We start from the raw sequence: 23950 nt of genomic DNA on the forward strand, positions 1-23950 counted from the left end.
ATGTCCTAAATATGAAGTGTTTTTATGTAGTGCTTATTGCAGTTTTTTTAAGTTCATGTAATACATCAGAACCCGAAAAAGAAAAAAATGCAATAGAAGAAGAGTTTAATGTGTCAAAAAAGGATTCTTTGTCTTTCTTTTTAGAGCATTATGAAAAATTTTTCGCTACTAATTTTAATGTTTCAGAATGTCCAGGGGCAGCTGTAGTTATTGTAAAAGATTCTACGGTTGTATATAAAAGAGGATTTGGGGTAAAAAAAATCCACACGCAAGATTCTATTGATGAAAACACAGTGTTTAGAATTGCTAGTTTGTCTAAGGGAATGACAGCAGTGCTGGCAGGAAATCTGGTTGACCGAAATGAGCTCAATTGGGATCAGAAAATAAAAGAATCTGTAAGGATGTTTAGTCTCAAAGATAAGAAACAGGCAGATCGTCTTGAGGTTGGTCATTTGCTGTCTCATACCACTGGGTTGTATAAGTATACATTTACGAAACTTATTCAAAAAGGTTGGTCTATCGATCGTATTGTAAATAGTTTTAAGAATAAAGGGGTTGTTGCTAGAGAAGGTGTTGAATATGAATACCAAAATGCAATGTTTTCGGTTATAGAAAAAATAATGGAAAATCAGACAGGAAAACCCTTTGAAGTACTTTTAAAAGAAAGGGTTTTTGACCCAGCAAATATGAGTACCGCATCAAGTACCTTTTCTGAAATTAAAGCAAGTAAAAATGTAGCGTTACCACATTCTTATAATCATTACTCCAAAAAATACTCGGTTACCAAAATTCATAAAAACTATTATAATGTAGCTGCTGCAGGAGGGATAAATGCATCAATCTCTGATATGGGTGAGTATCTAAAAGTGTTGTTGGGACATAGACCTGATGTTATTTCTAATTCTAGCCTTGCTGATATTTTTAATCCAGTTATTTGTACTAGTGATAAAGATACATATGTTAATTTATGGGATGGAGTAACAGATTCTTATTATGCGATGGGATGGCGAATTTTGGATTATAGAGGTAGAAGAGTTGTGTATCACGGAGGAAATGTAAATAAGTATAAGACGCAGCTATTGATCGATCCTGATAATGGGATAGGTATTTGTGTACTATTTAATGCTCCTAACTCGTTTAATGGTCCAGTGATTCCTACTTTTTTGAATTACTATGACTTCTACCTAAATGTGCTTGAAAAATAGATAAGAAAATCCCGATACTTATGTGTCGAGATTTTCTTACTTGTTATTAGTTGATCTTTTGTATAGAAGTAGGTGTGGCTTTTTAACTTCTAATTAATGCGCTTCGAGCCAGTCTTTCCCTAATCCTAAATCTACATCGAGAGGCACCTCTAAGCGATATGCGTTTTCCATTTCAGTTTTGATAAGGGTTTTAATCTCTTCCAGTTCGGGATTAAAAACATCAAATACCAATTCATCATGTACCTGTAGTAACATCTTGGTCTTATAGTTTCCTTCTTTTAGTTTCTTATGGATATTAATCATTGCAATTTTGATAATATCTGCAGCACTTCCTTGGATAGGAGCGTTTACTGCGTTTCGTTCGGCTGCTCCTCGTACAATAGCGTTACCTGAGTTGATATCCTTCAGGTATCGTCGCCTTCCTAGAACGGTTTGAACGTATCCGTTATCTCTTGCAAAGTCAACTTGTTCACTCATATAGTTGCGAAGCTTAGGGTATGTTTTGTAGTAAGTGTCTATTAATTCTTTAGCTTCACCTCGAGAAAGATTCGTTTGATTGCTTAATCCAAAAGCAGAAACCCCATAAATAATACCAAAATTTACGGTCTTTGCATTGCTACGTTGTTCTCTGGTTACTTCGTTAAGAGGTACGTCAAATACTTTTGCAGCAGTCGAAGCATGAATGTCTTCTCCGTTTTTAAAAGCTTCAATCATGGTCTCTTCTTTACTTAGTGCGGCGATAATCCTTAATTCTATCTGAGAGTAATCGGCAGCAAGTAAAGTGTATTCTTTACTTCTTGGAACAAAAGCTTTTCGTACTTGTCTTCCTCTTTCTGTACGGATAGGGATATTTTGTAAATTAGGATTATTAGAGCTCAATCGTCCTGTCGCAGCAACAGTTTGCATATAATCTGTGTGCACACGCCCAGTATCTTGATTGACCTGTAAAGGCAAGGCATCTATATAAGTGCTTTTTAGTTTAGATAAACCACGAAAATCTAATATATTTTGAATGATTTCATGGTCCTTGGCTAAATAGGATAGTACGTCTTCAGCAGTAGAGTATTGACCGGTTTTTGTCTTTTTAGGCTTGTCTACCAGTTTCATTTTTTCAAATAGAATAACACCTAGTTGTTTTGGAGAAGCAATATTAAACTCTTCACCCGCTTCTGTGTAAATCTTATTTTCTAATGTTTTAATATCATTTTCTAACTCTTCAGAAAGGGATTGTAAAAAATCTTTGTCCAAATTAATACCTTCAATTTCCATATCAGCCAATACTCTAAGTAATGGAATTTCGATATCTTCAAATAAAGATACAGTTTTTGCTTCCTTAAGCTCAGGGGCAAAGTGTTCTTTTAGTTGAAAAGTAATATCGGCATCTTCTACACCGTATTCTTTTTGTTTGTCGAGAGGAACCTGTCTGAATGATAATTGATTTTTACCTTTTTTTCCAATTAGCTCTGTGATCGAGACTGGGGTATAATTAAGATAGGTTTCAGAGAGTACATCCATATTGTGGCGCATGTCAGGATTGATTAGATAATGTGCTAACATGGTGTCGAATAAGGTTCCTTTTACTTCAATATTGTATTTTGCTAATACTTTGATGTCGTATTTTAAATTTTGACCAATTTTTGTAATGCCTTCAGCTTCAAAGAAAGGTCGTAGCTGTTCTATTAACTCTTGAACATCTGCAGGATCTTCTGGAAAAGGGATGTAAAATCCTTTTGTAGCTTCCCAAGAAAAAGCAATCCCTACTAGTTCTGCTGTAAGAGGATCCAAACCGGTGGTTTCGGTATCAAAACAAACCTCTTTTTGTTTCAATAGGTTTTGAATAAATAATTTCATTGCCATTCCTGGGGCAATGCTTTGGTAAAAATGTTCGGTATTGGTAATTGTTTTTCTGCTAGAAAAAGTAGCAGTTTCGGTTGCATCTTCGTTTCCTCCAAATAATGAAAACTGACCAGCCCCTGCTTGTGTCGTTTTCTTTTTTGTATCCGATCTATTTTTTTGAGTAGATGCTGATGCTTCTTCTCCAGAAAAAATTTTAACAAATTGGTCTGCGAGTCTTCTAAATTCTAGTTCTTCAAAAATTTCATGTACTTTTTTTGCATCGGGTTCTGTAAGTTCGTAATTATCTGCATTAAAAGTTACGTCACAATCAAGAATAATAGTAGCGAGCTTTTTTGATAGGAGACCGAGCTCTGCATTTGCTTCTACTTTTTCTTTCATTTTTCCCTTCAGCTTATCGGTATTCGCTAATAACCCTTCCATAGAACCATAGGCTGCAATAAACTTTTTGGCAGTTTTATCGCCAACACCAGGTAATCCTGGGATGTTATCTACAGCATCTCCCATCATGCCAAGATAATCAATAACTTGCTCAGGTCTTTCTACTTCAAATCTCTTTTGAACCTCAGGAATTCCCCAAATTTCAATACCATTACCCATTCTGGCTGGGCGATACATGAAAATATTTTCAGAGACTAATTGAGCATAATCTTTATCAGGGGTTACCATGTATGTTTGGTAGCCTTCTTTTTCGGCTTGCTTTGCAATGGTACCAATTAAATCATCAGCTTCAACACCTGCCTGTTCTATAATAGGTATATGCATGGCCTTTAATATCTCTTGGATGATAGGTACTGCTATTTTGATTGCTTCTGGTGTTTCATCACGATTGGCTTTGTATTCTGGAAAAATCTCCAGCCGGTCTTTGCTTCCTTGTTTGTCAAAAGCAACAGCAAGATGATCCGGTTTTTCCCTTTTTATAACATCAAACAAAGAGTTTGTAAACCCTAATATAGCAGAAGTATCCTGACCTTTTGAGTTAATTCTTGGGTTCTTGATAAGGGCGTAATACCCTCGAAAAATCAAAGCGAAAGCATCTAAAAGAAAGAGACGTTTTTGTGACATGATATGAATTAAATATTTTTAGAAATGCAATATAAAAAGAAGATTGATCAAAACACCTTTTAAGAGTCATAATAAATACAAAAAGAAATGCCGTCAAAAACTGACGGCATTTCGCCCCAAAATAAAATTGATAACAATGTATCAACTGCTATAAATACGATAGTAATTTTATATATATAGTGTATGTTTTCTTTGACTCTAAATTTGATCCTTAAAAGGAAATATGAAACGAATGTACAAATAAAAATCTTACTTCTGAAACAAATTATTAAGATTTATAGCCAATTGATTGATGATTTTGGTGGTTTTGAGCGTTAAAATTTATTTATCGTTAATTTTTACTTAAAAAATATGTGGAAATTAAAAAGGAGAGATAGTTTTGCTTAATAATTGAATTAGAAGACAAATTATGCGCTGGTTAATCCCTATTATTATTTATGTTCTTATTGAAACTTACGCTTTTCAGGCAATAAGAACTATGACAAAAAACCAATGGGTACAAATTGGATATTTGACAGTATCGGTTTTTGTGTTGGGATATGCAATCTATGTTTTTGCCAATTATGATCGTAGTGTTGGTCCTACTAAATATACATTAAGGGCTAGTGGGATATTGCTTCTTACTCTCGTTCCAAAATTGATTTTGGTTTTATTTATGTTTGGTGAAGATATTGTTAGGCTTTGTGTTGCAGGATATAATTATTTGACCAATACTTTTTTTGAAGGTACAACAGCGCAATATTTACCAGAACGAAGAAAATTTATAAGCCGTTTAGCTTTGGGGGTTGCTGCTGTGCCTTTTGCAGGATTACTACATGGGATTATTAAAGGAAAGTATAACTTTAAAGTAATCCGACATGTGTTGTACTTTGAAGATCTTCCTTCTGCTTTTGACGGGTTTCGTGTTACTCAAATTTCTGATATTCACTCAGGAAGTTTTGATGATGTTGCAAAGATCGAGTATGCTGTGGATTTGATTAATGAACAAGAAACAGATCTTCTTTTGTTTACTGGTGATATTGTAAATACTGTAGCAGAAGAAATGGATGATTGGATTGATGTTTTTAAGCGTATTAAAACTCCAGAGTATGGGAAATATTCTGTTCTGGGGAATCATGATTATGGGGAATATGTAACATGGAATAGTGAGGAAGAAAAAGAGGCAAATTTTGAAGCTATAAAAGAGATACATACTAAAATTGATTTTAATCTGTTACTTAATGAAAGTGCTTTTATTGAAAAAGAAGGAGAAAGGATAGCTGTAATAGGGGTGGAGAACTGGGGGCATAATTTTAAAAAAGCTGGAGATTTAACTTTAGCTTCAGAGAAAGTGACTAATGAAGATTTTAAAATTTTGTTAAGTCATGATCCCTCGCATTGGGAGTATGAAGTCAAAAAGCATAATGCCCATTACCACCTTACTTTAAGTGGTCATACCCACGGATTCCAATTTGGAATTGAAATCCCGGGGTTTGTAAGATGGAGTCCAGTACAATATGTGTATAAACAATGGGCGGGGATGTATGATGAAATGGGGAGGTATCTCAATGTTAATCGAGGATTTGGTTTTCATGCTTTTCCTGGAAGAGTAGGTATATGGCCAGAGATTACGGTAATCGAATTGAGAAAAGGTGCTAAACCTGCTTAATTCGTAGAAAGTGTTATATTTACAACTGTTTAATGGTCGAATTGATAAGATCATAATGTAAAAGTTTTTAGACATGTCAAAGTTTGGTGATATAATAGGTATTGAAGTCCCTGTTTTATTGGACTTTTTTACAGAGTGGAATGAGCCATCGCTTGCTATGCATCCTGTGTTAAAGGATGTCGCTGCTGCGCTTGGTGATAAAGGGAAGGTTATAAAGATTGATGTAGATAAGAATGAAGAGTTGGCTACAGCTCTGCGTATTAAAGGGCTTCCGACATTAATGATTTATAAAGAAGGTGAGATGGTGTGGAGACAAAGTGGAGAGCAAGATGCTAATACACTCATTGGTCTTATGAAAGAGTATGTTTAAAGCTTGATAGCGTCAAAAACAAAACCTTGTTTGGTAAAATAGTCCAAAACTTCTGGCAATGCTAATGTAAGGTTTTTTGAAGCTTTTTGACTGTCGTGAAAAACGATAATACTTCCTTGTTCTGTATTTTGAATTACATTTTGAGTACATTTTTTTGGTAATATATCTTGTACCCAATCCTTAGAGAGTACATCCCAGAGAATAATTTTATAACCCAGTTTCTCCAGTTCATTAAATTTAGTGCGACTTATTTGTCCATAAGGAGGTCTAAATAGTTGTTGCGTATTACGGTCTGAAGAATGTTCTTGGATTACACTTTGGCAATCTAAAGTATTTTTTATATAAGTGTCTAGATTGTTTTTCCATGCTTTTAAATGATTCATGGTATGGTTGCCTATAGCGTGTTTTTCTGATAAGATTTGATTAAAAATTTTAGGGTGTTTTTGGATATTGTCCCCTATGCAAAAAAAGGTGGCTTTGGCATTGTATTGATTGAGTTGCTCTAGAACAAATTCAGTAATACTTGGTATAGGACCATCATCAAAAGTGAGGTAGAGTTTTTTTTTGCCATTAGCAGATAAATCCCAAATGTAATTTGGAAAAAGTTGCTTGATAACTTTTGGTGTTTTACTAGGGATTAACTGCACGACTCATGAAAATAAAAAAGTGAGCTTCACAAAGCTCACTTTTAACGATATTAGTTTGGTATGCTATCTAGAGAATCCAAAGGTTTTTCTTGATTTTGGAATTCTTTAATCAAATCTTCTTCTTGTTTGCGAAGTGCTTCATCATCATACTCTTCATCTTCAGAATATAGCCTTGCGAATAACTTTAGGTATTTATTAAATTCTTCTGCTTTTTCTTCGATCATTTCTCGATCTTGATTAATAAGCAATAGGTCTACAACACCTCGGTAGCGTTCTACATTGGTTACTATGTCTTCAGCATAACTGTATTGATCTTTTAATTCTAGGCTACCAAAGTAAGTAAGTTGTTCCTGATACTTTTTGGCAAGTTTTATCCATAGATCTCTTGCTTTTTGTTTTTCTCCTACTTCGTAATATCCGGATATGTATGGTTCTACTAGAGTATAGTATTCGTAATATTCAATTGGCATTTTATCCATTGCTAGATCAAGAATTTCTTTTGCTTTTTCTTTTTTACCTTCTTCAATTAAGGCTTCTACAAGTCTTGCTAGGTTACTTCTATAAGTAATGGCGTTTTTTCTCGTCTCAGGATCATGATATATATTAGGGTCGTTACTATTTCCCCAATCCCAACTAGTCACATTTTTGTACATAAGATCGGTGTCTATTCTTCCCATTTCAAAAGGGTTGCGACGATCAATTTTTGTACGTATAGGAACTAGTTTAAATGTAACTCCATCTAACTGCAAGTAATCTTTCATCCATAAGAAATCATCATCTCCATAACTTCCGCCAGTAAAATAAATAGGTCTTTCCCAGTTATTGTTGGCAATAATATCTAGCATTAGGAGGCGGTTTTTAAATAGTAGATCTCCTTTTAGATGAATGTCAATATATGGTACGATTAGATCAGCGTCTTTGGGAGCCACAATACCATTTTTTAGTACGGCTTCTTTATTAACTGGGATTCTAATGTGTTTGGTAGGGAATGTATTTACTTTTTTACCACTTTGCAAATCTCCTTTAGTTCTTGGGTCATCAGATTCTATCCATTTCATCCAGTTTTTAATAAGCATGGTGTCGCTAGTAACTGGTTTGTGATAGATTGCATCATTGTTTCCAAACCTATAAAAATTGTGAGTTAACTGAGAAGGGATAGGTTTTCCTTCATAAGCTGCTTTTTTCATCTGGTCAATATACCAATCTGTAGCAAAAAGGCTTGTGTTAACAGTTCTTACGTCTGTGCGGTAACCTTCGATTTCTTGTGCATACCATAATGCAAAAGTATCATTGTCGCCTATAGTGAATAGTATGGCATCTTCCTGACAAGATTGTAGATACATCTTTGCCATAGACTGGGCAGTATATCTATTAGATCGATCATGATCGTCCCAGTTTTGAGCGGCCAAAAGCACGGGTACAGCCAATAGGCACACAGTGGTGATAACTGGTGCTAGTATTTTTGGTTTTAGAACTCCTTTAAGTAGATCAAATAAAGCATATACTCCAAAGCCTATCCATATTGAAAATACGTAGAAAGAACCTACTAGTGCATAGTCACGTTCTCTGGGTTCAAATGGTCTTTCGTTAAGATATATTTTTAAAGCTAAACCTGTAAACAGGAAAAAAATAAGTAGCACCCAGAATTTTTTCTTGTCCCTCTGTAGCATAAATACAAAACCTATTAATCCTAATAATAAAGGTAGAAAGTAATAGGTGTTACGTGCTTTGTTTTTGAGTACATCGCTAGGTAGATTATTTTGAGAGCCTAAACGTATTTCGTCAATAAATTTAATTCCACTTAGCCAGTTTCCTTCCAGATTTGTGAGTTTACCTTGGTTGTCATCCTGTCGTCCTACAAAATTCCACATAAAATAACGCCAATACATATATCCCATTTGGTAATCAAAAAGATAGGCTACATTATCTATAAAAGATGGTTTTTCAACATTAATATAGTTGCCAAACGACTGTAAGAACTTATTATAGTCGTCATTGTCTAATTTTCCAGAAGCATATTCTCTTCTAAATTGGGTAACTGCATTAAGTAATTCTTCTTCGCTTTGATACTCTGGTTTTATAGTGAATTTGATGGGACCTGTATATTCCATATAGTTGGCAATATGTTCTGTGCTCCACATTCTTGGTAAAAATGCTTTATGGGCATCGTCAAGATTTTGTCTGGCATTTTTCCAATCATTAACAATAATATACTTACCTGTTTCAGTATCTTTTTCATACTTTGGTTTGCCATCTTCATATGGGTTGTTTTCATCAAGACCAGCATAGATTTCTGTGAATTGTGGACCGTAAAAAAGGTGAGTCTCTGGATATTGTTCCAGATTGTAATAAGCTAAAAGTTCTCTGGCGTTGTTAGGATTGTTCTCATTGATAACAGTTCCTGCGTTAGCTCTGATAGGTAGCATTACCCAGCTCGAAAACCCTACAAGGATAAATAAAATACATAAAAGTAATGTGTTTAATTGTGTATATCTTTTTATGCGAGTATAATTTATGCCAAAATAAAAAGCAGTAGCAATTATTAGACCAGCGATAATAGTTCCTGAGTTAAAAGGAAGACCGATAGAGTTAACAAAAAATACTTCGGCAGCACCAAAGAATTTAAGAGTAGAAGGTAGTAAAAGTTTAAAGATGAATAATAGAATCATAACAACAACGGCGTTGGCAATTATGAAATTCTTTACTGTTATTTCTTTATAGTTTTTAAAATAATAGAGTAAACTTATGGCAGGGATAGATAATAATCCCATAAAGTGAACTCCAAAGGATAACCCTACGATAAAAGAAATTAAAATAAGCCACTTGTTACCTCTGGGAGTATGCATATCCCTTTCCCATAATAGTCCCAAATAAAAAAGTACTGATAAAATGCAAGTTGCCATTGCGTATACTTCGGCTTCGACGGCATTAAACCAAAAGCTATCTGTAAAAGAAAAAGCTAAGGATCCTACCAAAGCGCTGCCTAAAATGGCTATTGCTTTACCTTGTGTTAGCTCTTCGTCTTTGGTAATTACTTTTTTAACAAGAATTGTGATAGACCAAAACATGAAAAGAATAGTAAAAGCACTGGCAAAAGCAGAGGTCATGTTTACCATTAATGCAACTTGAGTAGGGTCTGGTGCAAAAGAAGAAGCAAAAGCTCCTATCATTTGAAATAGAGGTGCTCCGGGAGGGTGACCAACTTGTAGTTTTGAAGAAGTAGCAATGTATTCTCCTGCATCCCAAAAACTAGCAGTCGGTTCTACTGTTAGTGAATAGACACACAAAGCGATAGTAAAAACTATCCATCCCAGTATTTTATTCCACTTGGTAAAGTTGAATGTACTCATAAAATTTATTAGGTTATATAACTTGTGGCGAATTTAGTAATAAAAATACTTTAACTTTAGTTTTTTTAGAAAACGCTTAACAGAAGTTTATATTTTGAAGAGGAAAAAATTGAATTATAGCGGGTGAAGAAAAATTATTGAAATAATTTTTAAAAAATATTTGCAGAGCTAAAAGAAAGTTGTAAATTTGCACCCGCAAACAAGTATTGGTCTATGGTGTAACTGGCAACACGTCTGGTTTTGGTCCAGAAGAGTCTAGGTTCGAGCCCTAGTAGACCAACAAAAGGAGTAACATGATATGTTGCTCCTTTTTTGTTGTTCCTAAGTTTTTTTTTTTTTTGAGTTATGTTGAAAATGTTGTTTTAGGGTATTTTGTGAAGAATTTATATTTTAAAAGTCAACACGGGTCTTTTTGCATGATTTACAACATCTTCTCCTAAACTTCCATTGATAAAATGCGATATCCCTTTTCTGCCATGAGTACTAATTCCGATCATACCAGCATGAATAGATCCAGCAAAATTTAATATCCCCTTTTCCACAGTAATGTCATTGTATATGTTTAGGGTGTGATTTTCTATGTTAAGATTAGAGATCATTTTATTCATTTTTTCTTCGGTTTCATAAGTGGTTTTGAATCCATTAGCAGTGTTTATCCAGACTAGATGAAGTTTTGCATCGATAGATTTAGAAAATTCGTTTGCCGCCAATAAGCAAGGTTTGTCTTCATCATCAAAGTTTGTTGCGTATACAAAATCTTTGATGTCAAAAATATCGCAGTCTTCTTTAATGACTAGTACTGGTTTTTTTGATGTTCGTACTATTTTTTCTGCATTAGAGCCTATGAATAGTTCTTCAAAGCCTGTAGATCCATGAGATCCCATAATAATAATATCTACGTCGTTTTTTGTGCTGGCATCAATAACCCCATGCATTACGTCTTCAAAATTAACCGTCTCAATGATCTCAATACCATCTAAATAATCTTTCTTTAGGACTTCCTCAAATTTTTTATGTGTTTGCTTCATGAAAAAAACAGCTTCTGGTCCAGGGCCTGGAGTTCCTGTAGACATTAAGTCAGAAAGGTGCATGGGGAGTTCTAGAATGTGTAATAAATAAATTTTTGCATTATTTTTTTTTGCGATTTGAGCAGCAACCTTCAATGCGCTTTCAGCCTGTTTGGAAAAATCTGTGGGTACGAGTATACTTTTGATCATAATCCTAATTTTTGTGAGATATGTTATTTTCTTGTTGATCCTAGATATAGATTTTGTAATTGTTGATTAGGTGATGTTAATTTTTGTGTAAAAAGCTATTCCGGATACGGTATCTTAAATTTACGAATAAATTCATTCTCAGTGATATTTTGTATATAAGATATTATTACTATCTTTGCACCGTTGAAATTAAAAAACCAGGATGAGGGGACGAAAAGTCCCCTCTTTTTATCTATTTATGTCATTAAAAGACAAAGTTCAAAGTTTATTAGAAGGGGCGCTTCAAGAAAATCCGTCCTTATTCTTGATTGAAAGTAAAATTCATCCCGATAATAGTATTGAAATTATTATAGATGGTGATGATGGTGTGAAAGTAGAAGATTGTATTGCTGTAAGTAGAGCAATTGAGCATAACTTGGATAGGGATGAAGAAGATTTCTCTTTGCAAGTGATGTCTTCTGGGGTTTCTGAGGGCTTAAAACATATTCGCCAATATAAAAAGAATGTGGGGAGAAAGCTAAAGGTAAAAACCGCCGAGGATGTATTCGAAGGAGAGTTGGTTTCTGTGATAGATGATGTTATCACACTAACATGGAAATCTAGAGAGCCTAAACCTGTAGGAAAAGGTAAGGTAACTGTAACAAAAGAAACTAGTGTTGCTTACAGAGATATTGTAGAAGCAAAAGTTATAATAACATTTTAATTATAATATTGATATGGAAAATATCGCATTAATAGAGTCATTTTCAGAGTTTAAGGATGATAAGTTTATAGATCGTGTTACATTGATGTCGATCTTAGAAGATGTGTTTAGAAATGCTCTAAAAAAGAAGTTTGGAAGTGATGATAATTTCGATATTATTATAAATCCTGATAAGGGAGATTTAGAAATTTGGAGAAATCGTGTTGTAGTGGCAGATGGCGAAGTTGAAGATGGTAATCAGGAAATATCTATATCAGAAGCGCAAAAGATAGAGCCTGATTTTGAGGTAGGTGAAGATGTGTCAGAAGAAGTAAAACTTATAGATTTAGGAAGGCGTTCTATATTAGCACTACGTCAGAATTTGATTTCTAAAATCCATGAACATGATAATACCAATATATACAAGCAATTTAAAGAGCTAGAAGGAGAGATATATACGGCAGAGGTTCATCATATTCGTCATAGAGCGATCATAATGTTGGATGATGAAGGAAATGAAATTATTTTGCCTAAAGATAGACAGATACCATCAGATTTTTTCAGAAAGGGAGAAAATGTAAGAGGGGTGATAGAGTCGGTAGAACTTAAAGGAAACAAGCCATCTATTGTTATGTCTAGAACTTCGCCCTTGTTTTTAGAGAAATTATTTGAATCGGAGATACCAGAGGTGTTTGATGGTTTGATTTCTGTTAAAAAAGTGGTTAGAATTCCAGGAGAGAAAGCTAAAGTAGCAGTAGATTCGTATGATGATAGAATTGATCCGGTTGGAGCATGTGTTGGTATGAAAGGGTCTCGAATCCATGGTATCGTTAGGGAGCTTGGTAACGAAAATATTGACGTTATTAATTATACTAACAACTTGCAATTGTTTATAACAAGAGCATTAAGCCCGGCAAAAGTTACTTCTATTAAGATTAATGAAGAGACTAATCGTGCAGAAGTGATGCTGAGGCCAGAAGAGGTTTCAAAAGCTATTGGTAGAGGAGGGCATAATATTAGATTGGCAGGTCAGTTGACCGGTTTTGAGATAGATGTGTTTAGAGAAGGAGTAGAGGAAGATGTAGAGCTTACAGAGTTTTCTGATGAAATTGACGCATGGATTATTGAAGAATTTTCTAAAATCGGTTTGGATACCGCAAAGAGTATTTTAGAACAAGATATTAGTGATTTAGTGAAGCGAACTGATCTTGAAGAAGAGACAGTTGGCGAAGTGATGAGAATATTAAAATCTGAATTTGAAGATTAATAGTCACAATTAATTATATTTGAGCATTAAATAAAAGGCATTTATGGCTGAAGCAGGAACAATGAGACTAAATAGAGTATTACGCGAATTCAATATCTCGCTAGATCGGGCTGTTGACTTTTTGAATTCAAAAGGTCATGAGATAGATGCGCGTCCTACTACAAAAATTTCTTCAGAGATCTATCAGCTCTTGTTTGATGAATTTCAAACGGATAAGAGTAAAAAGGTAGCCTCAAAAGAAGTTGGGGAAGAAAAGAAGAAAGAGAAAGAGGCATTGCGAGTGCAAATCGAACATGAGCAGGAAGAAAGACGCAAGATTGCTGAAGCTCGTGAAGTCGTTAAAGCCAAAGCTCAGTTAAGCGGACCTAAACAGGTTGGTAAAATTGAACTAGATGGTAAAAAACAGGAAGAAACTGCGGCGCCCGAGAAAAAGGCAGTTGAATCTCCTAAAAAAGAAGTGAAAGAAGAGGTGAAAAAATCCACTCCTGAAGTTGTTTCTAATAGACCTCCTAAGAAAAGTATAAAAATTACAAGGCAGGCTCCTAAGACTGTAAAGGAAGAGAAATCTGTAGAACCTGTTAAGCCTGTTGTGAAGGAAGTTAAGGCAGAAACTCCACCGCCAGTGGAGACGCCAGTTTCTACAGAGCCAGAAAAGGTTAAAACTCAATATAAAAAATTGGATGGTCCTAATTTTACTGGGCAAAAAATTGATTTAACTCAATTTAAGAAACCAGCTAAAAAGAAAGAGGATAAGTCTGATAAAAAGACATCAAATGCAGGTGATGCGGCTAAGAAGCGTCGACGAAGAATTAGTAAAGATGGAGCGCAAGGTTCTGGTGGTGGTAGACCAGGTGGTCAATCAGGTGGCGGTAACCGAGGAGGTGGAAATAGAGGAAGAGGACCTGCAAAAGGGAAAAGACCTGCTATTGTTAAAGAAGAGCCAAGCGAAGAAGAAGTACAAAAACAAGTACGTGAGACTCTGGAGAAGTTGCAAGGAAAATCTAATAAGTCCAAAGCAGCAAAGTATCGTAGAGATAAAAGAGATCAACACCGTCAGAAAACTGAAGATGATGCTGCAGCTTTAGAGCAAGAAAACAAAGTTCTTAAAGTTACAGAATTTGTGACTGTTTCTGAGGTAGCGACAATGATGGATGTGCCTACAACTAATGTTATTTCTGCATGTATGTCTCTAGGGATTATGGTGACAATGAATCAACGTCTTGATGCAGAAACGCTTTCTATTGTAGCAGATGAATTTGGTTATGAAGTTGATTTTGTTACTGCTGATATAGAAGATGCTATTGAAGAAATAGTTGATGCTCCAGAAGATTTAGTGATGAGAGCTCCTATAGTAACTGTTATGGGACATGTTGATCATGGTAAAACATCGCTACTGGATTATATTAGAAAAGAAAATGTAATAGCAGGAGAAAGTGGTGGGATCACGCAGCATATCGGTGCTTATGGAGTGAAATTAGAAAATGGACAAAAAATAGCTTTCTTAGATACTCCAGGTCACGAGGCATTTACAGCGATGCGTGCCCGTGGTGCCCAGGTTACTGATATGGCAATAATAGTTATTGCAGCAGATGATGATGTGATGCCACAGACAAAAGAAGCGATAAGTCATGCTCAGGCTGCTGGAGTGCCTATTATTTTTGCTATAAACAAAATTGATAGACCAACAGCTAATCCTGAGAAAATAAAGGAGAAACTAGCTTCTATGAATCTGTTAGTTGAAGATTGGGGTGGAAAAATTCAATCTCACGATATTTCTGCTAAAACAGGGTTAGGTGTTAAGGAGTTGTTAGAGAAAGTACTTCTTGAAGCTGAGATTTTAGAGCTTAAAGCAAACCCGGATAGGTTAGCTTCTGGAACAGTTGTAGAAGCATTTTTGGATAAAGGACGTGGATATGTATCTACTATTTTAGTGCAAACAGGAACTCTTAAAATAGGAGATTATGTTCTTGCTGGTAAGAATAGTGGAAAGATAAAAGCGATGCATGATGAAAGAGGGAATAATGTAAAAGAGGCAGGACCATCTACTCCGGTATCTATTCTTGGGTTAGACGGTGCTCCGCAGGCTGGAGATAAATTTAGCGTGTTAGAAGATGAAAGAGAAGCTAAAGATATTGCATCAAAGCGTGCGCAGCTACATAGGGAACAGTCTGTTCGTACACAAAGACACATTACACTAGATGAGATTGGACGTCGAATTGCGTTAGGGGATTTTAAAGAACTTAATATTATCCTTAAAGGAGATGTGGATGGTTCTGTAGAAGCATTAACGGATTCCTTCCAGAAATTATCTACAGAAGAAATTCATGTGAATATTATTCATAAAGCAGTTGGAGCAATTACAGAAAGTGATGTCTTGTTGGCTTCGGCATCAGACGCTATTATTATTGGGTTTAATGTGAGACCTGCAGGAAATGCTAGACAGGTAGCTGATAAGGAAGAAATCGATATCAGAACATATTCAATTATTTATGATGCTATCAACGATCTTAGGGATGCGATGGAAGGAATGCTTTCTCCAGTGATGAAAGAAGAAATATCTGGTACGGCAGAAATAAGAGAAACATTTAAAATTTCTAAGGTTGGTACTATTGCAGGATGTATGGTTCTTACTGGTAAGATTTTCAGAAACTCAGGAATTCGTTTGATAAGAGACGGTGTAGTAATATATACTGGAGAACTAGCTTCTTTAAAGCGATTTAAAGATGATGTGAAAGAAGTGGCTAAAGGGTATGATTGTGGTCTGCAAATTAAGAACTATAATGATATCAAAGAAGGTGATGTAGTAGAAGCTTATCAAGAAGTAGCTGTGAAGAAGAAGTTGTAAAAGATTTACTTTATAAAACAAAAAAATCCCGATGTGAAGACATCGGGATTTTTTTTGTTTTATGATTGGTTTTCTCATGAAGTAGGTTTGGTTGAAAAGTTGTGTTTTAATTTAGATAATGACGGAGGTGTATGTTGTTATAAATTTTGAAATTGTCTAACGAAGCAATACTTGAGGTAAAGTTTTTAATGTTGTATTTAAAATTTAAATATTTGCTAAGTCACGTCTTCTGATAAGAATATAGGATTTCGGAATACTTACAGGTTGATGGGGAGAATTTCTTGAGTTAAGGTAATAGAGGTTTAGTAAGGGTAGTTGTGATTTTTTTTTATGGTATTGTTAGTTAGAAAAAAAAAGACGAGGTGAGGTGTTCTTGATGTTAAAGGAAAAGGAATAGAGAGAGAGGTTATTCTTGTTCTGTTAGCTAAGTTTTCTAAGTTCTTTTAAGAAGGAGCAGGGCGAAACCTCTAGTTGGGTTTTAAAGTGATCGTAATAATAAGATAATCGGTTTGGTTGAAATTTGCCTTGAAGCAGGTTTTGTTAATTAAAAAGGAGTGTTTTGCTGTTGTTTTTGGGTTGAGTGTATTAGGCTAGGTAATGATGAAGTGCAATATTTTGGGTTGGGTTAAGTTTTGAGGAAAAAGATTAAGTAGTTGGAAAAGTGTCTTGATGATGTTAAAAAGTCGATATAAATGCTTCTCGGTGGTATATGTTCATAATTAAGGCGGAAGCAAGAGTGTTAAAAAAAACAAACCCCAATAAATATAATTTATTGGGGTTTGTGATTAATCCCGTCGAGCACGTATTGGCTGTTTTGGGGATTGATATGTGTGTTATTTTTTTTCTGGCTTAAATATAAAAGCATTAGGAAACTTAGTTCGTATCTCTTTTAGAGCTCTGTCAGCTTCCAGTCTAGTGCGAAAATTCCCCATCCATACTTTGTAATTTGGAGTTTCCCATTGAATAGATGATTCCCATTCTTGGAAGGCTTCTTTTGATGATCTTACAATCTCATTAGCCTTGTTTAGACTTCCATAATATAATTGAATTTTATAGCGATCACTAAATTCACCATCTTTTTCCATCTTGGATTTTATGTCAAGAAGAGTTTTTATTCTTGGATCTTGATTGATAGTAACAGATGCATCTGGTTGAGAAGTTATGTTTGCTGGTACAAAATTGGCTTGATCAAGGGTTCCTGGAGTAGTATTTGAGCTATCTTGAGCGGTTAAGTGATTGGTAGTTACTAAGTAAACGCCTAATAAAAAAATATAGTTTTTGATGTTTAACATTCTCATTACAAATTGATTTGATGCAAAGGTAAAGTTTAATAACTCAATAATGTCAAAAATTATTATTTAGAATTGTTATAAATTAATAGTTAACGGTTCTCTAACATTTCTAAAATCGACTTATTATAGTACTTTTGTCGTCGAATTAAAAGTGACGGTTTTTTATGTCTTTTTATGAGATTAATGAAAAAACCATACCAAAATTAAGACGATAATTCTACTTGATAATATGAAACAGGTGAAACACCGAAATTCAGCCTCTAAAATCCTAATCCTAGGAACTGTTTTTTTATTTACTTTTTTTAATCCCGCTTTTGCGCAGGATGATACGGCCGTGGATGCTGCTGTTGTAACTGAAGCTTCATCTGGAGGAGATGTAGCAAAGGGAGAAGAGTTGTTTAAATCTTTATGCGCAGCTTGTCATAAGCGATATAAGAAAATGACAGGTCCAGCACTATTTGGAGTGACTGATAAGTACGAAAAAGAATGGTTGTATTCTTGGATAAAGAATAGTGCTGCTATGGTTGCTGCAGGTGATCCACAAGCAGTTGCTGTGTTTGAAGAGTACAACAAGACTGCAATGAATGCATTTCCGCAATTATCTAATGCCGATATTGATAATATATTGGCGTATGTAATGGTGCCTAAAGCAGATCCTGTTGTGACACCAGGTAAAGACCCAGTAGTTGGTGGTGAAGGTGGTTCAGGAGTTTCTTCTAACGTGATCCTTGCGATACTGGCATTAGTGTTTTTGATGCTGATGGTAGTGTTATTCTTGGTTAACAAAACGCTAAGAAGTTTTGCAGAAGCTAATAATGTAGAGTTGCCGGTGGCAGAAGGAAGAACGCCTATCTGGAAAGCATTTATTCAAAACCAATTTTTAATACTAGTTACCGCTATTCTGTTATTGTTAACAAGTGGTTACTTTGTGTACGGGTATTTTATGCAAGTAGGAGTTGATCAAGGATATCAGCCGATACAACCAATACATTACTCGCATAAGATACATGCAGGGGATAACCAGATAGAATGTAAATACTGTCACTCTTCAGCAAGAGTTAGTAAAACATCAGGGATACCATCTCTTAATGTATGTATGAACTGTCATAAGTCTATAAGTGAAGTAGCAGATGCTACCGCAACAGAAGAGCATTCAAAAGAGTTCTATGATGGTGAAATCCAAAAACTGTATGACGCTGTAGGATGGGATGAAGAAACTCAATCTTACACTGGGAAAACGAAGCCGGTAAAATGGGTACGTATCCATAACCTTCCAGATTTTGCATACTTTAACCACTCGCAGCACGTAAGCGTTGCAGGAGTAGAATGCCAAACCTGTCATGGACCGGTAGAAGAAATGGAAATTATGTATCAGCATGCTCCACTTACAATGGGATGGTGTGTGAACTGTCACAGAGAAACTAATGTGAAGGTTGCTGATAATAAATATTACGAGAAGATTCATAAAGAACTCTCTAAGAAATATGGTGTTGAACAATTGACAGCAGCTCAAATGGGTGGTCTGGAATGTGGTAAATGTCATTATTAATAATAAAACAATTGTATTCCGTAACCGGAAGAATAGTAAGAAGCTAATATCAATTATATATGTCATCAAACAAGAAATACTGGAAAAGTGTTGAAGAGCTAAACGAAAATAGCTCTATTGTTGAGACGCTACAACAAAATGAATTCGTTAAGGAAATTCCTACGGATGAGTTTTTAGGTGATGAATCATCATTAGAAAATTCTTCGACATCAAGACGTGATTTTCTTAAATATGTAGGTTTTAGTACAGCAGCTGCTTCTTTAGCAGCATGTGAAGGCCCCGTTAAAAAAGCAATACCTTATGTGGTTCAGCCAGAAAGAATTGTTCCTGGTGTAGCCAACTATTACGCTACGACAATTGCAGATGGATTTGATTTTGCTAGTGTTTTGATTAAAACCAGAGAAGGTCGACCTATTAAGGTAGAAAACAATAACCTGGCAAAAACTAATTGTGATGCTAATGCAAGAGTACATGCTTCTGTATTATCACTATATGATAGTTCTCGACTTCAAGGACCTAAAAAAGGAAATGAAGATATAAGTTGGGAAGCTTTAGATAAAGAGGTGGGGGCAAAATTAAATGGTCTTGGTGGTAAGCAAATTGTCTTGCTAACCCAGACCTATGCTAGTCCATCTACTGCAAAGTTAATTTCAGAATTCAAAGCAAAATACCAAAATGTTAGACATGTAGTGTATGATGCAGTTTCAAATAGTGAAGCTTTGGATGCGTATGAAATGATGTATGGAGAAAGAGCTTTGGCTGATTATGACTTTCATAAAGCCACTACAATAGTAAGTATAGCTGCGGATTTCTTAGGAGATTGGCAAGGTGGTGGATATGATGGAGGTTATGCAAAAGGACGTATTCCTGAAAATGGGAAAATGTCTAGGCATATTCAGTTTGAAGCAAATATGTCTCTTTCTGGAGCTAATGCAGATAAAAGAGTGCAGGCAACACCTTCGCAACAAAAACAAGTACTAGCTGCTTTATATAAATATGTTACTGGATCTGGTTCTAAAGGAACTTTAGATTCAAAATTAGATGCAGAAGTAATTAAAGCTGCTGAGCAAATTAAGAAGGCTGGAAGCAATGCTGTTGTAGTTTCAGGACTTCAGGATGTAGATGCTCAGTTGGTAGTTTTAGAAATTAATAAAGCAATACATAGTAAAGCTTTTAATGAAAAGACACCACGTACTATTCGCCAAGGTAATGCTAAGGCAGTAGCACAGCTTGTAAAAGATATGAATGCTGGTCGTGTTGGTGGATTATTGATAGCTGGTGTAAACCCAGCGTATTCTTTGCCAAATGCGGACGAGTTTAAGACCGGTTTAGAAAAAGTAGATCTCTCAGTGGCATTTAGTATGCATAATGATGCAACCGCAGAATTATGTAACTATACAGCGACAACTCAACATTATCTAGAGTCTTGGGGAGATATCGAGCTGAAAAAAGGAAGCTATAGTTTAATGCAACCTACAATCAGACCATTATTTGATACTAGACAATTTCAAGAAACTTTATTAAAGTGGACAGGGAACACATCTGCGTATCTTGATTATATGAAGGATGCATGGACAGGTATTTTGGGAAGTACTTCCTGGAATCAGGCATTGCATGATGGGGTATTGGTAAAACCAATACTTGCAAAACAAGAACTGGTAGATGCTATAGCAGCGCCAGAAGGTGATGTGGTTGACCCAGAAGCGGTTCCTGTATCTACTTCTTCAAAACCAAATGTTAATGATGCGGCTAGAAGACTTTCTAATGCAAAATCAAATGGTTTAGAACTTACATTATATACAAAAATTTCACTAGGTGATGGGCAGCAAGCTAATAACCCTTGGTTACAAGAAATGCCTGATCCTATAACCCGTGCATCGTGGGATAACTACTTAACGGTTTCTAGAGCAGATGCAGAAGAATTAGGTTTGACTAATGAAAATGTTGCTAATGGAGCATTAAATGGTAATTATGCTAAAGTTACTGTAGGAGGGAAAGAAATTGTTGCTCCTGTGATTATTCAACCAGGACAAGCTAAAGGTTCTGTTGGATTAGCTTTGGGTTATGGTAAGTCTAAAGGACTTAAAGAAGATATGGTAGTAGGGGTAAATGCTTATCCTTTGTACCAAAACCAAAATACAGTTCAAGATGTTTCTATAACAGCTGTAGATGGAGTACATGAGTTTGCTTGTGTGCAGTTACATAATACATTAATGGGTCGTGGAGATATTGTAAAAGAAACGACTCTTGAAATATTTAATACTAAGGATAAGCACGAATGGAATGCTATTCCTGAAGTAAGTAAAAATCATATTGAGTATGAAGTTACTTCTCCAGAAGTTGATCTTTGGGATGAATTCGATCGCTCGGTAGGACATCATTTTAATCTTTCGATTGATTTAAATGCTTGTACAGGATGTGGGGCATGTGTGATCGCTTGTCATGCAGAAAACAATGTTCCTGTAGTAGGTAAATCAGAAGTACGTAGATCTCGCGATATGCACTGGTTGCGTATTGATAGATATTACTCTTCAGAAGAAAGTTTTGAAAACGACAATGAAAAGAAAGATAATATTGCAGGTCTAGGAAGCTCTTTATCTGAGTTTGGTGAGATGGAAAGCCCATCTGATAACCCTCAGGTGGTATTCCAACCAGTAATGTGTCAGCACTGTAATCATGCTCCTTGTGAAACTGTTTGTCCAGTAGCGGCAACATCACATGGTAGACAAGGTCAAAACCATATGGCGTATAATCGTTGTGTAGGTACAAGATATTGTGCAAATAACTGCCCATATAAAGTACGTAGGTTTAACTGGTTTTTGTATAGCAATAATGATGAGTTTGACTATCACATGAATAACGACCTTGGAAGAATGGTACTTAACCCTGATGTTACTGTACGATCTAGAGGAGTTATGGAAAAATGTTCTTTCTGTATTCAATCAACACAAGCCGTTATACTTAAAGCAAAACGAGAAGGGAGACCAGTTGCTGCTGGTGAATTTAACGATACTTGTGCTTGTTCTGCTGCTTGTTCATCAGGAGCTATGCGTTTTGGTGATGTAAATGAAGAAGGAAGTAAAATAGCTGAGCTAATAAAAGATGATAGAGCGTATCATTTATTAGAACATGTAGGAGTAAAACCTAATGTTGTATATCAAACGAAAGTTAGAAATACTACAGAAGCCTAATTAACTAATTAAAGAATCAATTCAATTATAAAGGATTATGTCTCATTACGAAGCACCTATAAGAAAACCTTTAGTAACCGGTGATAAAACATATCATGATGTAACTCTGGATGTAGTAGCAGCGGTAGAAGGAAAAGCAAATAAATCTTGGTGGATTGTCTTTTCTATTTCACTTATTGCTTTCCTTTGGGGGATAGGGTGTATTATTTACACAATATCTACCGGGATAGGAACCTGGGGATTAAACAAAACAGTAGGATGGGCCTGGGATATCACCAACTTTGTTTGGTGGGTAGGTATAGGTCACGCAGGAACTCTAATTTCTGCTGTATTACTATTATTTCGCCAGAAATGGAGAATGGCAATTAACCGTTCGGCAGAAGCAATGACAATTTTTGCTGTTGTACAAGCGGGATTGTTCCCAATCATACACATGGGGCGTCCTTGGTTAGCATACTGGGTATTACCTATACCAAATCAATTTGGATCATTATGGGTTAACTTTAACTCACCATTACTTTGGGATGTATTTGCAATCTCTACCTACTTATCTGTATCATTAGTATTCTGGTGGACTGGTTTATTACCTGATTTTGCAATGATTCGTGATCGTGCAATAACACCATTTAATAAAAAAATATATAGTTTACTTTCTTTCGGATGGAGTGGGAGAGCTAAGGATTGGCAGCGTTTTGAAGAAGTGTCTTTGGTACTTGCAGGTTTAGCGACACCACTTGTACTTTCTGTACATACGATTGTATCATTTGACTTTGCAACCTCTGTGATTCCTGGATGGCATACTACTATATTTCCACCTTATTTTGTTGCAGGTGCAGTTTTCTCTGGATTTGCAATGGTGAATACTCTTCTTATTATTATGAGAAAAGTGTCTAAGCTTGAAAATTACATTACCATCTTACATATTGAACTAATGAACATTGTGATTATGATCACAGGTTCTATAGTTGGAGTAGCTTATATAACTGAGCTATTTGTTGCATGGTATTCTGGAGTTGAATACGAACAGTATGCATTCCTTAACAGGGCAACAGGTCCTTATTGGTGGGCATATTGGGCAATGATGACATGTAATGTGTTCTCACCACAGTTTATGTGGTTCCCAAAACTAAGAAGAAGTATTATGTTTTCTTTCTTTATCTCTATTGTAGTAAATATAGGAATGTGGTTTGAGCGTTTTGTAATTATTGTAACTTCACTTCATAGAGATTACTTACCATCTTCTTGGACAATGTTCTCACCAACTTTTGTTGATATTGGAACATTTATAGGGACTATTGGATTCTTCTTCGTGTTGTTCTTATTGTATGCAAGAAGTTTCCCGGTTATTGCGCAGGCTGAAGTAAAATCAATTTTGAAGTCTTCTGGAGAGAAGTATAAAAAGTTGAGAGAAGCTGGCATTGATCATCGAGATGAACTACCTAAAGCAAACGTTAAAATAACAAAACAAGAAATATCTGAAGAAGAGGTTAATGTTGAAGCTAGCAAAGAAGATATTAGTAGTTTATTAGGAAACTTAGGAACATTTGATGCATCTACTCAAGAAGCAGATGACCTTAAAAAAGTAAATGGAATCGGACCAGTAATGGAAAAGAAACTTAACGAAATCGGAATATATACTTTCGATCAGGTAAGTAGAATGACCAAGACTGAATATGATTTGTTAGATAATATCACTGGATCTTTTCCTGGTAGAGCACAACGAGATGATTGGGCTGGTCAGGCAGAAAAACTTAAAAATAACTAGAAG

Annotated in this window: 14 protein-coding genes and 1 tRNA gene; 10 read left to right on the top strand and 5 right to left on the bottom strand. The window is 35.4% G+C overall.

What is annotated here, in order from left to right; genetic code table 11:
* Nucleotides 1-11: 11 nt before the first annotated feature.
* Nucleotides 12-1205, top strand: a complete 1194-nt coding sequence (locus tag C1X07_RS10195) for a serine hydrolase domain-containing protein (protein WP_103069909.1) — start codon at nucleotides 12-14, stop codon at nucleotides 1203-1205.
* A gap of 93 nt (nucleotides 1206-1298) precedes the next feature.
* Here the strand turns inward: C1X07_RS10195 and polA are convergent, their stop codons facing one another.
* The gene (gene polA / locus C1X07_RS10200) at nucleotides 1299-4127 is read right to left on the bottom strand and encodes a DNA polymerase I (protein ID WP_103069910.1); all 2829 of its coding nucleotides are present in this window, start codon (nucleotides 4125-4127) and stop codon (nucleotides 1299-1301) included.
* Nucleotides 4128-4533: 406 nt separating this feature from the next.
* Here polA and C1X07_RS10205 point away from each other — a divergent pair, with 406 nt between their 5' ends.
* Both C1X07_RS10205 and C1X07_RS10210 read left to right on the top strand, forming a co-directional pair.
* Complete coding sequence (locus C1X07_RS10205) at nucleotides 4534-5772, top strand: metallophosphoesterase (RefSeq protein ID WP_241507226.1); 1239 nt, start codon at nucleotides 4534-4536, stop codon at nucleotides 5770-5772.
* A 73-nt stretch (nucleotides 5773-5845) separates the two neighbouring features.
* Entirely contained in the window at nucleotides 5846-6142 is a 297-nt protein-coding gene (locus C1X07_RS10210) for a thioredoxin family protein (protein WP_103069911.1), read from the top strand.
* On the opposite strand, the gene C1X07_RS10215 is transcribed toward C1X07_RS10210, so the two are convergent.
* Together C1X07_RS10215 and C1X07_RS10220 are read right to left on the bottom strand one after the other, a co-directional pair.
* Nucleotides 6139-6789 (bottom strand): polysaccharide deacetylase family protein, encoded by a 651-nt coding sequence (locus C1X07_RS10215; protein WP_103069912.1) that lies wholly within the window; start codon nucleotides 6787-6789, stop codon nucleotides 6139-6141. The two genes, C1X07_RS10210 and C1X07_RS10215, sit on opposite strands and share 4 nt — an antisense overlap.
* Before the next feature lie 50 nt (nucleotides 6790-6839).
* On the bottom strand, nucleotides 6840-10139 hold the full coding sequence (locus C1X07_RS10220) for a protein O-mannosyl-transferase family (protein WP_103069913.1): 3300 nt from the start codon (nucleotides 10137-10139) through the stop codon (nucleotides 6840-6842).
* A gap of 207 nt (nucleotides 10140-10346) precedes the next feature.
* On the opposite strand from C1X07_RS10220, the gene C1X07_RS10225 reads away from it, so the two are divergent.
* Nucleotides 10347-10419 (top strand) — tRNA-Gln (locus C1X07_RS10225).
* A 103-nt stretch (nucleotides 10420-10522) separates the two neighbouring features.
* On the opposite strand, the gene C1X07_RS10230 is transcribed toward C1X07_RS10225, so the two are convergent.
* The gene (locus tag C1X07_RS10230) at nucleotides 10523-11356 is read right to left on the bottom strand and encodes a universal stress protein (protein WP_317046078.1); all 834 of its coding nucleotides are present in this window, start codon (nucleotides 11354-11356) and stop codon (nucleotides 10523-10525) included.
* 202 nt (nucleotides 11357-11558) lie between these two features.
* On the opposite strand from C1X07_RS10230, the gene rimP reads away from it, so the two are divergent.
* From rimP to infB, 3 genes are read left to right on the top strand one after another with little or no spacing between them, the layout of a single operon-like run.
* Nucleotides 11559-12059, top strand: coding sequence for a ribosome assembly cofactor RimP (rimP, locus tag C1X07_RS10235; RefSeq protein ID WP_241507227.1), 501 nt, complete (start codon nucleotides 11559-11561; stop codon nucleotides 12057-12059).
* Between the two features lie 13 nt (nucleotides 12060-12072).
* On the top strand, nucleotides 12073-13305 hold the full coding sequence (nusA, locus tag C1X07_RS10240) for a transcription termination factor NusA (protein WP_103069914.1): 1233 nt from the start codon (nucleotides 12073-12075) through the stop codon (nucleotides 13303-13305).
* A 43-nt stretch (nucleotides 13306-13348) separates the two neighbouring features.
* Nucleotides 13349-16150, top strand: a complete 2802-nt coding sequence (gene infB / locus C1X07_RS10245) for a translation initiation factor IF-2 (protein ID WP_103069915.1) — start codon at nucleotides 13349-13351, stop codon at nucleotides 16148-16150.
* Between the two features lie 833 nt (nucleotides 16151-16983).
* On the opposite strand, the gene C1X07_RS10250 is transcribed toward infB, so the two are convergent.
* A complete protein-coding gene (locus tag C1X07_RS10250) occupies nucleotides 16984-17448 on the bottom strand; it encodes an SPOR domain-containing protein (protein WP_241507228.1) in 465 nt (154 codons plus the stop codon).
* A 223-nt stretch (nucleotides 17449-17671) separates the two neighbouring features.
* Between C1X07_RS10250 and C1X07_RS10255 the strand changes: the two genes are divergently transcribed.
* Genes C1X07_RS10255 through nrfD form a run of 3 tightly spaced genes read left to right on the top strand, consistent with a single transcriptional unit; the run spans nucleotide 17672 to nucleotide 23947 of the window.
* Nucleotides 17672-18991: a c-type cytochrome gene (locus tag C1X07_RS10255; protein WP_103069917.1), complete on the top strand. Its 1320-nt coding sequence runs from the start codon at nucleotides 17672-17674 to the stop codon at nucleotides 18989-18991.
* A 59-nt stretch (nucleotides 18992-19050) separates the two neighbouring features.
* Entirely contained in the window at nucleotides 19051-22182 is a 3132-nt protein-coding gene (locus C1X07_RS10260; RefSeq protein WP_103069918.1) for a TAT-variant-translocated molybdopterin oxidoreductase, read from the top strand.
* A gap of 34 nt (nucleotides 22183-22216) precedes the next feature.
* Nucleotides 22217-23947 carry an NrfD/PsrC family molybdoenzyme membrane anchor subunit gene (gene nrfD / locus C1X07_RS10265; RefSeq protein ID WP_103069919.1) on the top strand — a complete coding sequence of 577 codons (1731 nt, stop codon included), beginning with the start codon at nucleotides 22217-22219 and terminating at the stop codon, nucleotides 23945-23947.
* Nucleotides 23948-23950 lie beyond the last annotated feature (3 nt).

Source organism: Aquimarina sediminis (genome assembly GCF_002895435.1).
Taxonomy (GTDB): Bacteria; Bacteroidota; Bacteroidia; order Flavobacteriales; family Flavobacteriaceae; genus Aquimarina; species Aquimarina sediminis.